The sequence below is a fragment of the Pedobacter petrophilus genome, assembly GCF_009674725.1.
Lineage (GTDB): Bacteria > Bacteroidota > Bacteroidia > Sphingobacteriales > Sphingobacteriaceae > Pedobacter > Pedobacter petrophilus.
Genome location: NZ_WKKH01000018.1, coordinates 77,935 through 90,870, shown reverse-complemented (window position 1 = coordinate 90,870; position 12,936 = coordinate 77,935). Strand labels below are relative to the sequence as shown.

General features: G+C 36.8%; 13 protein-coding genes. 5 read left to right on the top strand and 8 right to left on the bottom strand.

Annotated features, from left to right (window positions below; translation table 11 throughout):
- The 4 genes from GJU39_RS24295 to GJU39_RS12955 all read right to left on the bottom strand — a co-directional run.
- On the bottom strand, positions 1-155 hold a 155-nt coding region (locus GJU39_RS24295; protein WP_154281226.1), incomplete at its 3' end, for a transposase.
- A 37-nt stretch (positions 156-192) separates the two neighbouring features.
- The gene (locus tag GJU39_RS12965) at positions 193-498 is read right to left on the bottom strand and encodes a hypothetical protein (RefSeq protein WP_154281225.1); all 306 of its coding nucleotides are present in this window, start codon (positions 496-498) and stop codon (positions 193-195) included.
- A 4-nt stretch (positions 499-502) separates the two neighbouring features.
- Complete coding sequence (locus GJU39_RS12960) at positions 503-937, bottom strand: carboxymuconolactone decarboxylase family protein (protein WP_245227866.1); 435 nt, start codon at positions 935-937, stop codon at positions 503-505.
- 29 nt (positions 938-966) lie between these two features.
- Positions 967-1,413, bottom strand: coding sequence for a DoxX family membrane protein (locus GJU39_RS12955; RefSeq protein WP_167515689.1), 447 nt, complete (start codon positions 1,411-1,413; stop codon positions 967-969).
- A gap of 355 nt (positions 1,414-1,768) precedes the next feature.
- Between GJU39_RS12955 and pdxR the strand changes: the two genes are divergently transcribed.
- Complete coding sequence (gene pdxR, locus GJU39_RS12950) at positions 1,769-3,235, top strand: MocR-like pyridoxine biosynthesis transcription factor PdxR (RefSeq protein ID WP_154281222.1); 1,467 nt, start codon at positions 1,769-1,771, stop codon at positions 3,233-3,235.
- Between the two features lie 23 nt (positions 3,236-3,258).
- Here pdxR and GJU39_RS12945 read toward each other — a convergent pair whose 3' ends face one another.
- The gene (locus GJU39_RS12945; RefSeq protein ID WP_154281221.1) at positions 3,259-3,678 is read right to left on the bottom strand and encodes a cupin domain-containing protein; all 420 of its coding nucleotides are present in this window, start codon (positions 3,676-3,678) and stop codon (positions 3,259-3,261) included.
- 120 nt (positions 3,679-3,798) lie between these two features.
- Here GJU39_RS12945 and GJU39_RS12940 point away from each other — a divergent pair, with 120 nt between their 5' ends.
- The 4 genes from GJU39_RS12940 (at position 3,799) to GJU39_RS12925 (ending at position 6,786) form a co-directional block, all read left to right on the top strand.
- Entirely contained in the window at positions 3,799-3,945 is a 147-nt protein-coding gene (locus GJU39_RS12940; RefSeq protein WP_154281220.1) for a hypothetical protein, read from the top strand.
- A 215-nt stretch (positions 3,946-4,160) separates the two neighbouring features.
- A complete protein-coding gene (locus GJU39_RS12935; protein ID WP_209437642.1) occupies positions 4,161-4,553 on the top strand; it encodes a transposase in 393 nt (130 codons plus the stop codon).
- Between the two features lie 305 nt (positions 4,554-4,858).
- Entirely contained in the window at positions 4,859-5,026 is a 168-nt protein-coding gene (locus tag GJU39_RS12930; RefSeq protein WP_154281219.1) for a hypothetical protein, read from the top strand.
- 737 nt (positions 5,027-5,763) lie between these two features.
- Positions 5,764-6,786 carry a LacI family DNA-binding transcriptional regulator gene (locus GJU39_RS12925; protein ID WP_154281218.1) on the top strand — a complete coding sequence of 341 codons (1,023 nt, stop codon included), beginning with the start codon at positions 5,764-5,766 and terminating at the stop codon, positions 6,784-6,786.
- 222 nt (positions 6,787-7,008) lie between these two features.
- Here GJU39_RS12925 and GJU39_RS12920 read toward each other — a convergent pair whose 3' ends face one another.
- The 3 genes from GJU39_RS12920 to GJU39_RS12910 all read right to left on the bottom strand — a co-directional run bounded on the left by GJU39_RS12920 (position 7,009) and on the right by GJU39_RS12910 (position 12,910).
- Complete coding sequence (locus tag GJU39_RS12920; protein ID WP_154281217.1) at positions 7,009-10,347, bottom strand: DUF5107 domain-containing protein; 3,339 nt, start codon at positions 10,345-10,347, stop codon at positions 7,009-7,011.
- Between the two features lie 12 nt (positions 10,348-10,359).
- Complete coding sequence (locus tag GJU39_RS12915; protein ID WP_154281216.1) at positions 10,360-11,703, bottom strand: sugar porter family MFS transporter; 1,344 nt, start codon at positions 11,701-11,703, stop codon at positions 10,360-10,362.
- Positions 11,704-12,007: 304 nt separating this feature from the next.
- Positions 12,008-12,910 (bottom strand): AraC family transcriptional regulator, encoded by a 903-nt coding sequence (locus GJU39_RS12910; protein WP_154281215.1) that lies wholly within the window; start codon positions 12,908-12,910, stop codon positions 12,008-12,010.
- Positions 12,911-12,936: the final 26 nt, after the last annotated feature.

The following is a 12,936-nucleotide window of genomic DNA, read 5'->3' as shown; positions in this document are numbered from 1 at the left end:
GGACTCTGTTTGGGCTCCGACTCACGCTGTCTCCATTTACTCAGAAGGCTATCGTTTATTCCAAGCTCATCTGCAACCTCTTTCACCGATCCTCGGCTATTAGATAAATCTATAGCCATTTTTTTGAAGGAATCATCAAATACTCGTTTGCTCATATAATCAAATTTAAAAGTTTCTAGTTAAATCTGACAACTAAATTCCTCCAGTCAAATGTAGCAACTCCACTTTACCCCGGCATTCGGAAAAGGTAAATAGATCGTCAACATAGATTACCGGTCCAGTACGTAATAAATTCATAATACGGTAACCGATAAATGCCCCGGCTTTAGTATTGTCTGCATTAGGAATAAAAACTAATTCAAAACCTTCCTGAGTAATCATTTGATAAACATGATCAACCACTTTTTCTGGATCTAAGCTTTTACGGAATTCCAGGATTGCTTCCTTACAAAATTCAATATCCGCTTTAGTTTGCGCTTTGAGGCATGTTAAGGTCATGTGCTTAAGATTTATTATTTACCGGGTGCATATTCAGACCGACGCCAAGCCTGTTCCATGAATTAATATTGATCGCTGCCGTGATCAGATAGACTGTTTTTTGCTCACCGAATAGTTCGATGGACTTATTGTAAACCTCGTCACTGATACCATGGTTTCTGATTTGCGTAATTTCTTCAGTGAGCTGCAAAATGACTTGTTCTTCTTCGGTAAACCACTCCTTTGCCTCGCGCCAAGCGCTTAGCACATAAATACGCTTGGGATCTTCTCCATATTTTATGGCATCATTGCTATGAATATTTAAGCAATAGGCGCAGCCGTTCAATTGGGATGCTCGGAGTTTGATCAATTCCAAATACAGCGGTGGTATCCCTGTCTTTTTGATTAAGGTATCTATTTCCCGCAACAACTTGTAGCTTTCAGGAAATGCTTCGTTCATTTTTAACCTGTTCATATAATTGTTTTAATTTATGCGTTTTTAACTGCGATATAATCATCTATGCTCCATTTATAATGGCCGATTCCCGAAAGGACAAGGGCGGCTCCCGTGAAAACAAATACAGGGTAAGTGAAAGGCGCGCCAATGTTTAAAAATATGGCCATGCATAGGCCAAAACCAAGAGTCAGGATAGCTGCCCCTAAAGCGATCTGCTTGATCTTTAAGCCGACAATCAGACATATGCCAAACACTACTTCAGAAACTGTAGCGGTCAATCCCATTATATTAGCATATGGTCTGTTTAGAAAGGGCATTAAAATATTGGAATAATCAATAAAATGTTTCCAGTCGCCCCAGGCAACTCCACTCGAACCATGAGCACCCATCCAGCCTAATCTGTCCATCACAGGCAGTAAAAAGCCAAGGCTAAGCGCAATGCGTAAAAATAACTGGGCGATCCCTGAAGAATTTTTCATTTGTTCTATTTTTAGAAATAGCAAAGTTAAAGGACGTAAATTCATGTTTGGGGTACCAGTCGATTGGAATCAGGTGGTCCAGTTAATAAATCCGATAACTGGAACATCGGGATTGCTCGTTAATTGAATTTTAAACGCCTGCTTTTAGAATGAATACGGTAACTGGCTCAGAAGGGGATCACCAAAAGCCGAACCAAACTTTAGTATACATTGGACTCTTTTCTAAAGAACAATTAAAACACAATTGATTCAGTCTTTGCAAAGGATATTTAAGAAATCAATAAACGTTTAGGACAGTATTGATATAAATTGTATTTTTATTGCATACCTGCCAACCAGTTACCTGAAAGTTAATATGCTGCCTTTCCAAAATCTGATCCTTCCTGACAGAGACAAGATTTTTCCTATTTACAAGCAGATCACCAACAGATTGATCAGCCTGATACAAGAGGGAACTATTCAGCCAGGAACCTATTTCCCAGGGACCCGGCAAATGGCACATCTACTGAATGTAAACCGTAAAACAGTGATCAATGCATATGAGGAACTTTTATCTCAGGAATGGATCGAGGCCGTACCCAGAAAAGGCTATCGGGTAATTCCCGAATTACCCGTGATTAAACCAAGATCGTTTCAACCTAGAAATCATTTTATTCCAACTGTACCTAGAGATTTAAAGTATACCAGCTTAGTCTCTCCAGCAGTTGAAGCAAGAAAAATAACTAGTAAAGATATTGTGGTTAATGACGGTTTCCCGGATGTCAGACTGGCTCCCTTTAAAGAAATCAGCGAGGTATACCGCGATCCTGTGAGCAGTAAAAAAATAAAAATGCTGATAGCCCTGCGCGATGACGGTGGCTTAGAGCTGCTTCGGGAAGCAACCAGTATTTTTCTCAACGAAACAAGGGGACTTAATATAAGCAAATCAGATATCATAATAACCCGCGGGGCGCAAATGGCCATTTATATTGCCGCGATGGTGCTATTGAAACCCGGAGACAATGTCGTTGTCAGTGACCCTAATTATTTATTTGCCACCGAGATCATGACAAATGCCGGTGCGAACATTATCACCATTCCTGTAGACCAGGACGGAATTAATGTAGATCAGTTGGAAAAGGTCTTAGAAAAACAGCCGATTAAGCTGTTATATATTGTTCCACACCATCATCATCCGACCACAGTAACCATGTCTGCTAACCGAAGACTGAGATTGCTCCAATTGATTGATGAACATAATCTCTTTTTAATGGAGGATGACTACGATTATGATTTTCATTATAAGAACAGTCCCATCCTTCCTTTGGCCAGTGCCAGTCATAATGGCAAAATTATTTATATAGGGTCATTTACTAAACTAATTGCCCCGTCAGTAAGATTGGGATACTTAATCGCTGCACCCGAAATATTAAAAAAAGCTATCCACCTTAAGCGGCTTATTGACCTGCGGGGCGATACCTTTATGGAATATATGCTTGCGCAGATGATCATTAAGGGAGACCTCAGTCGCCATATCAACAAATCCAACAAATTGTATGCACAACGATGTGATCTTATTTGTGATCTTTTAACCCGGAAACTGAGTCATGCTGTCGAATTTACCAAACCACAAGGCGGTATGTCCGTATGGCTACGATTCAGAGATAAATATCAGATCAACAAGGTGCTTGCTGATGCAGCCCGCAATGGCCTATTGTTGATCGGAACAACTTTTCAAAAAAAAGGTGATGTCAACGATAACGGCTTACGTTTTGGGTTTGCATCTCTGAGCGAAGAAGACATGGAATGTGCTGTTAATATCTTGTCGAAGATCACCAAATAAGCCATAGTTAACCCTTCACCTTATTAATGGGCGGGAGCTATAAATGGCTTCCCTTTAGGTCCAATAAAATATACCAATAGCTTTGCATCTTTTGTTGAATTTAGGTTCTTTGTCCCTTTATGGATTTGATTGGGAACTTCGTAGAAGGCATCTCCCTGCTTGAAACGATGGGTCTTACCATTAAAGTTCATTTCCACTTCGCCTTCCAATACATAGCCAACCGTAGGGATCGGGTGTATGTGCGCTCCAGAAACTTCACCTGGTGCGATGGTTACCACTATTACCGTAATTTCCTGGTTTTTCAAATCCGTGGTATTGATCAATTGTTTGAAAATCACCTTGGCCGGTGTTTTAGTTACGTTTACTGATTTTGAATCATGTTGTGCATGTGCTGTTACAAATCCTGCGCACATTGCTAAAATGATTAATGCGATCTTTTTCATAGTTAATGATTTAATGTAAACTCAATTATTTGAATGTGGCAGCAAAGTTAAAGCACTGCATGATGTCTGAATGGGTCCAGTAACGACGATGGCTAGGGTCCAAGAATCCAGAACCAAACTTTGGGAGCTGTAGAAGGGATGGGTGCATTTTCCGCTGAATGGCCCGATGGAGAGGAGCTAACAGATATGCTATTTTTCTATAATCAATTGGCGGAATTGCTTAACCTAAGCTATGTATTTACCCAAAAATTTGAGCAGGATAAATAGCGTCTTTAATCCCTCATGAGGATCAAATAGAATTTTGTTAGTGATTCGATTATCTAGGATTGTTGTTAAAAGCAAGTAACTAAGAGCCTGTTTAAAAATAGTTTGATTTTTTTGTTTATGAGCATAAGTTGATAAAAAAGCTACCGCTAAGTTGGGGAAAACATATTAATTGTGAATCACTACAAACTCAATTAGATATGACTTATCCGACCAACATGAGCGATAGCCAATGGCAATTTATAAAAAAGACCTTGAATTTGTGTAGTCGCAAGCGGAAGTACAGCCTTAGGATAATATGGAATGCCATCCACTACCTTGTGAAAACAGGTTGTCAATGGCGGATGCTGCCCAGCGATTTTCCAAATTGGCAACTTGTTTATTATTATTACAAAAAATGGTCTGACCTGTGCCAATTGGACATTCTCTTAGAAAAACTATGTGAAAAGGTAAGGTTCGGGCTGGGCCAGAATGCAGAGCCAAGTTTGGGCATTCTTGACAGCCAAAGTGTTCGTTGGGGGAACAACAAGGCGCTAAATAGTTTTGACGGCAACAAAAAAGTAAAAGGGATAAAAAGACATGTGGTGGTTGATAAGAAAGGTTTTTTATAGCCATAATGGTTACGGTAGCGCATGTACATGATAGTAAGGCGGTTATGTTATTGATGCGGGTGCTTAGGGATTTTCTTTGTAGCATCAAGATCATAATTGCCGATGGCGGTTATAGAGGAGAAATTGGACAAACCGATTAATTTACCCCCTTTGCACCAATTTTAATTATTTGTAAGCTCATTAAGAAATAACCTTTTACGACAAGAATATTTTCGGCAAGATAGGGTCAATTGACAGCGGTTTATCCATTTACAGGGGACTCACTACTTGAAACAAAAGAAATAAACGGTTATGTGAAATATAACATGGTCGATAAGGAGCAGAATAAAAATTACAATAGCAAACGCCCGTTTTCAGCAAGCAACCTATATTACAATGATCAAAAAGATACCTATAACTTTCCGATGGGACAGCCAATGAATACACTGGGGATACCAAAAGAATTACAGCAAGTGGTTTTGAGCAGATCCTAAGAAAATAATATGCAAAAAATTGCATGGGCTGCCCGCTGAATTAGTCACTAGTCTTACGTAACACGTTGCTCAATAAATTTTTCTACAATTGGAGTACAAAATTGCAGTAGATGGTTCATGAAAATAAATCGATGTCATGTACTCCGTATATGTTTCTAATATGTATTTAAACGGTATGCTAAAATGAAAGCACAGAAAGAGAGATGAGGATTTAAATTTTATTAAAGTAATTACAGTGCAGTTTATCCTGAGCATTTTTGGCTTCATCATGCAGAATGCTTGAGGGTTTATTGAAACTAATATGGGTATTAGCATTGAGAAAAAAAATGTTTTGGTGTAATTACATATCTCTAAACATACCAGTTCAATATAGAATATGTTTAAAGTTAATCAATTAGATATGATCTGAGCTTCAGTAAACTGATCGAACTTCGTTCTTATAAACAGTTTGTTGTTAATTAGCGAGACTGACTTGGAACAGGTTAATATACGCTGCTCAATGATTAGATGGTATATTGCTCTCACCAATTAAAAGGCTTTGTAAGTAAAACCTTCTAAAGTAGCTATCCCATCTATTGTCTATATATAAACCTTCGCAGAAACACGAACTAAGTCGATTAATAATGATATTAGTATCTAAAAAAACTAACTGGCATTCTTAAATTTGAGCCAACCAATGAGCGCTTTCAGGTCTGCCGTTCTTTTAAAAAAAATGATATATAAAAATTTAGCGCAACATGGTTAATAAAATTTCGATGAAAGATATTGCGATAAAATGTGGGACATCAATAACGACTGTATCTTTTGTCATCAATGGAAGAGCAAACGAGAAAAAAATTAGCGAAACGATGACTGCCAAAGTAAAGAAGGTAATCACGGAATTGGGCTATCAGCCACATTCCATGGCGCAGGGACTTAGGACGGGGAAAAGTAAAACTATAGGATTTCTGGTTGACGATATCTCCGAGCCATTTTTTAGTGGAATCGCTAAATATTTAGATGAAAAGGCAACGGCTAGCGGCTATAAAATACTTTTCTGTTGCACAGGAAATGACCCTAAAAAGGCCTCTGAGCTTATTTCCATGCTTAACGATAGGAGTGTAGATGGCTATATAATTGCTCTTGCGGAAGGGGTAGAGCAGGAAATAAGTAAACTACTCGAAAAAAACATCCCCATGGTACTCTTTGACCGATATTTATTGGACCTTAATACCGATTATGTTATTGTAAATAATATAGATAGCACGTATGCCGCAACAATCCATCTTATTAAAAATGGTTATTCACGAATAGCGTTTGTCGGGCCTCAAACTACTCAGCAGCAAATGATCGATCGTTGCACGGGCTATCAACGTGCAATAAAAGATTATGGCATGGTTGAAAGGGTTATATACCTTTCCAGTCCAATAGAACACGGAGGAGGGTTTTGGGATATAATTAAAGGAAATGACAAACCAGATGCATTTCTTTTTGCAGCCAATTATATTACCATGCAAGCTCTGCGTCTCCTCATATCAATAGACCCAAAACTTTTAGAGCAATTTGCTATGATATCCTTTGATGATATCGAGATCCTCCAATTTTTGCCAGTACCAATTACCGCTATCGTGCAACCTCTCGAAGAGATTGCCGTAGGGATAATGGACATTCTGTTGACCCGACTGGGTGAGTCCACTCAAGAAGCTAAAATACACAAAATTATATCTACTAAGATGATAGTTCGGAAGTCTTCCGTTAATAGGAATGTTGTCAGAGCATAGTCGTAAATTCATATTGAATAACATTCTGCTTGGCCAATATGCTAGACAGAATAGCAAGTTCCATTAAAAAAGTAAATATTAAATGTTTAAAAATTACTACTTACAGCTTTTCCTTTCTTAATTATCTTTAAGAATATGGTCCGCACGGAGACAGTAGCTTGACCATGTGAATAGTTAGTAACAGTCGTTTTCTATTTTGATGGTGATTAGGTTTTCCTGACCTTACAGCTCATTTTTTGTGACAGATAAATTTGTGAGTAAATTATAATGTGATTTTGCACCACTGTTCATTTCGTCAATGGCTAATATGTTTTCAAAAAATTCTTCAGCCTTTTTGTTTTCGCCTATTCCATAATACCCTAAACCAGCAATATATAGACAGTGAATTTTGTTATTGATATTCAAATCGGTTTCAAAAATCAATAAATCAGGTAGCGAAACCGCGAAATAATCTAAAGTTACTTCCTGTGCCATATTTCGCTCTCCATAATTAACTAATTTGTTAAATATATTCTCAGCTTTAGCTAATTGCCCTAGTTTAACCCATGCACAACCTTGATAAAATATTTTATCTGGCCGCTGATCATTATAAAACAAGGCAATCCCTGGTTCGTCTTGACCGATAGTGGCTTTTCCCCAAAATTGCTTAGCTTTTTCTTTCTCCTCCAAACCTAGGTAAGCACAGCCTAGCCAATAAAAAATATCGTTTTCTTGTGCTCCAGGAAGTTTCCCTTCTCCCAAGTTTTCTGGATAAAACTGTGCCTTTTCTAAAAGACCAATGGCTTTGCTATAATTTTTTTCAGTAATATTTTGCTTGGCTATTTCTACCAAAGCAAAAATATATTGTTCAGCAACTTTTCCTTCGCCGCCTTCCCAAGGATGAAATTTACGACCCTTGAGTAAATCATAAGCTTTTTCATAGTTGCCCAAAATGTTTTGGATACTTACTATTTCTAAATAAAGATCATCTCTCTGCTCAGCAACTACTTGATTTTTCATTAAAAATTCTAATCTTGATTTTGGAGTTCTATTCAGTCTTTTATAAAGCGAATCTAATTCCATCAACACCCTCGGATCTTTAACATTTAATGCAAAGGCTTTTTCATAATAACTAAGGGCATCAATTTCATTATGCATTTTGTTATAATAAGCCAGACCTAAATTCCGGTTTACAGTAGCAAATTCAGGATCTAATTCTGCTGCTCTTTCCCATAAAGAAATTGCTAAATCATATTGTTGCTTATCGTAATATAAATTTCCTAAATAGTATAAAGCTTTACCATCTTTTGGGTTGTTTTCAATTGCTGCATTTAAAACTAAAATATCCTGTAGGCGATTAGGGAAGCAATAAGCACTAGCTGCATTAGCGGCCTTCTGAAGGTGCTTAACCACTAATTCTTTATCATTTAACTGCAAATAAGCAAAAGCAATATAATAATTAATCAGAGGTTCATCCCAGTTTTTAAATGCAACTAATTCCATAAAATCAATGGCTTTTTGATATTCACCCATACCAAAATAATCAATGGCATACTCAATGGCATTATGCGATGTTTGTCCACTTAATTTGATAAGCTCTGCTTTTGTTTCACTGGCATTTTGATCTTCCCCAGCTTCTTTTGCCAATAAGTAACGCTCATAGCGGGCAGTCAAGTTAAATAAATCTTTTTTTAAAGCTTGTTCAATTAATTCGAGCGCTTGTTTTTTAAATCCTAGTTTATTTAAAGCAGCAGTTTTTATCACATAAGCTTTACCGTTTCGGGCATTTCTATCAATAGCCCAATTAATATGTGGTAAACAATCCTCAAAATTGCCTTTTACGAAATCAATTTGGGCAATATAGTAATAGGCTGAATCTTGATAAGCCTTATCCCAACTAGCCTTAAAGAAATTAGCGTAAGCTGCATCCGTTTCATTAAGGAACAATTGTGCTAGGCCTAAATTATAATAGGGTTCGCAATTGTAAGGATTTGGGTTTCGACTGGTAATTGTTGCAACAGCATTTTTAAAATAAGGAACACTTTCTGCAAATAATCCTTTTTTAAAATACCAAAGGCCAACTGCATTATTGTTTCTAATGTCACTTGGATTTCTTTTCAAAGCTTCCAAATAATATGGCATTGGCCTAAAAGTAGCGTGGCGATATTGCTCTAAATGTTGACCCGTTAAAAATAGTTCTTCTGCACTTTCTATTTCGTCTGGTTGCAATGCCGGCTTTGCAGCTTCAGGCAATTTCTCTGAGCTTTCATCATCGCTAGGGTTGTGTTTTAATATTTCTTTACCATCTTTTTTAAAGATATAAACCTTAAACTCTTTAATATCTACTTGGTTTAAAAATTCAATTTCCTCTATAAATACGTTTTCAGGAGATAATTCCAGTTTTTTGCTTAAACATATTTCCTCACCCTTAATCAGGTTAATTTTTAATTCCTGTGTTGAGGTAACGAATATTTTTACTGTTACTATATTTCCTACGGCATCAATACTTAGCAAAATATCTTTAGAGGCATTTTTAACTACGCCCAGCTCGCGGTATGGCAGAAAATACTGGGTAAATATTTTCTCTTCAAAAGGTTTTAACCAAGTAAAATCTGGTTGGTTATCGGTAAAAACTCCCGCCATGAGTTCGATATAGGGCCCATCTTCATCAGTTAAATTTCTATCCCAAGCAAGCCCAAAATCTCCATTTCCCCATGTCCATTGCTTTTTGCCTGGGGATACATGGTGATCTGCGATATGGAGCATGCCTGCCTCAATATCATGCTCATAGCCTCCTAAAAAATTATACTTGGAATTTACCGCCATGTAAGATGTTGGCACTGGAATATTCTTATAGTTAGAAATATCAGTTCCTGGAGAATAATCTACTTTGTAATAAGTACCTGTTGCGATTGGAAAGCTAGAAACATCTCTTTTTCCATGATCGAAAACTGCGTTCACATCAGGAGGAAATACCGACTGGTAGTCATCATGAACTTTAACTGCAGGATTTGCCCACCACAAAAAGGTTTGAGGTGTACTTGTTAAATTGCTCAATTTGGCATTAATTTCTAAATATGCCTTATCAGGATGTAGTGTAAATCCTGCCATACCTTTTGTGTGGAACATTTTTTCTATTTCATTTACCCAAATTGTTTTGCTTCCATCTTCATTTTCTTCAATAGCATATCCTACAGCCTCATAAGTGCTCGGCCTATGATGTTGTGGCCAGTTAAATTCTATACCACCAGAAATCCAAGGGCCACACAATCCCACCAACGCAGGTTTAATTACTTGATTATAATAAACAAAATGTCTATTCTTGATTTTATCAAATGCCATTTGAACCCTACCTCCAAGTTCAGGCAAAATCATTATTTTCAAATATTTGTTCTCTAGGTAAACAGCATTGTATTCTTTATCAGCTTTTTCATCGAAAATTTTTTCTATCACTGGGTTTGGATAAACCACCCCACTACTTCCCTGATATACACGTTTTTCAAAAAACATAGGGTTCTTATCAGGTTCGCCAACCTCGTATGTCGGAATGTTAACTTTTTCAGTCCAAGCCTTTACGTTCATATTAAATCTTAATTAATGTCCGATGAAATTATTCTCCAGTTCTTCCAATGTCTGCCCTTTGGTTTCTTTTACTTTACTACGCACAAACAAAAACCCGATTACACAAATGCCAGCATAGATGTAAAAAGGAGTATAGGCACCTAACTTACTGGCCAAAATTGGAAATGTAAAAACAAGTAAAGCATAAGACAACCATAATGAGATTACTGCCACTGATGTAGCCGCACCCCGAATTTGTGTCGGAAATATTTCGGAAATTAGCACCCATGTAACTGGGCCTATTGTCATAGCGTAAACTCCAATTGCAGCCAATAGTGGCCAAGCTGCTAGTGGAGATTTTGTTTGTAGCAAAAAGCCACTTATGATATATAAAATTGCCAATCCTAAGCAACCTAATATCATTAATGGCTTACGACCCAACTTATCTACTTGCCACATGGCTAAAAGCGTAAAAACCAAGTTAACTATGCCTATAAAAACGGTTTGTTTTAATTGGTCGTCAGTAGTAAAACCTACACTTTCAAAAATAGTGGTCGTAAAATTAAATACTACGTTTATACCACAAAACTGTTGAAATACTGCCAATCCAATTCCTACAAATACCGCTGGCAAAACCGCTTTCTTAAAAACGGCAGCATAGCTGAATTTTACGGAGACGCCTTTTAAAGAATTTTTAATGTTGGTTTCTGTTTCCTTTACAAAATCGCTATTGCCTATTTTAGCTAAAATAGCTGCTGCTTTTTCATTTTTACCTTCTTTAAGCAACCATCGTGGGCTTTCTGGCAGCCTAATGATTCCCAATAAAAATATACCTGATGGTACTGCTCCAAGCCCAACCATCCATCTCCAAGCGTCTGGTCCGTTATTTCTTAGAGCGTAATTAACTAAATTAGTAATTAAGATGCCAATAACTATAGTAAGCTGATTGATGGCCACCATACGCCCTCTTGTACTTGCAGGAGCTACTTCTGCTATGTATATTGGCGATAACATGGAAGCCATTCCTACACCTATGCCCGCAACAAAACGTGCAAAGACAAACAGGTCCCTATTATGTGAAAACGCCATTGCCAAGGAAGAAATAAAAAAAATTGATGCAGCTAGCATTAAGCCTGGCCTACGGCCATATTTATCTGAAAATGATCCAGCAACTAGGCAGCCAATTACACAACCTAATGCCAATGAAGCAGTTGCAAAACCTTCCCAATAGGCGTTAAAGGAAAATTGTTCTTTTAAAAAGGGAAGCGCACCGGCAATAACTGCAAAATCAAATCCAAAGAGATAACCTCCAAGTGCCGAAATAAAGGAAATGAAAATGATATAACGAGTGTTAAACATGGGGTTGCTTTTGTTCATAACAATAAATTAATAGATGGTTCTTGATACAATAGTAAAGATATAAAGGTGCTTAATCAATGGACTTAAATCTTAACATAATAGACAAAATTATCATTCAGGTTATTTCCAAAACCCATATAATATCAATGTAAGTACACGACAAAAATTAAACCACGTAGATATGAGTATTGATATATGAGTATTGAGACAAGATGCAATTTACATCAAGCTAACATAGGAGGCTAATACTAAAAATTGCCATTAACAAAAATGTTCGATATATCTTTTAAGCGATCAATTAACATCAATTAAGTATTTCAGGTCATCTAACAGCTGTTTTTTGTTCTCGATATGTTGATGGAGAACAGCTCATTATTTTTGTAAATAAGCGAGAAAAATAATATTGATCTTCAATGCCTAACCTTAATGCTATTTCTTTGATCCTGAGATCCGTAAATTGTAAAAACTGACAAGCTTTCTGTATTTTAAGGTGATTAAAATATGCTACAGGCGGAAAACCAGTTTTCTTTCTAAAAACTGCAGAATAATTGCTTGGTGAACTGTTTACGTGTTCTGCTAGTTCCTTTAGGGACAGTGACTTGAAAATATTTTCTTGCATCAGTTGAATTGATAAGTCAATAATGTCGGGCGTGTCAAGCGCTAGATTAGGTGTAAATTTTTGGTTGAATAAAAAAGAGCCTAAAAATTGAGGGAATAATAGATTCACATAGCTAATATTTTCGAAACTATAACCTTTCTCCAAGTTTTGGTATAACTTGTTAAACAACTCAATTCTACTATCCGTGAAAGGAACACTCGCTTTAAAAGACCCAAATTTATTATAGATCTGCTTTATAATTTCATCTGTTTGTTCACCTTTAAAATGGCACCAATATATGGTCCATGGGTTTTCAATGTCTGTCTGATAGGCGTGAGGTTTTCCAAAAGGGATTACAAAAAAATCTCCTGGGTTAATGGTGTACTTGTTTTTATCAAGTGTTACCTGGCCCTTGCCTTCCACACAATAAATTAAAATATTTTGTTCAACTCCAGCTCTCTTTCTATAATGAAATTTGGCTTTCGGATAATATCCAATATCTGTAATGAAAGCCTTATCTATGATCTTGTTCTTAATGCAGAATTGGTTGATTATGGATTTTGGAAGAACGATGGCCATTTGACCTTCAAAACCATCCTTTTTAAAATTCCCATGTATATTCTTCATCTATCAATGTTAGAAAAATGTTTTAA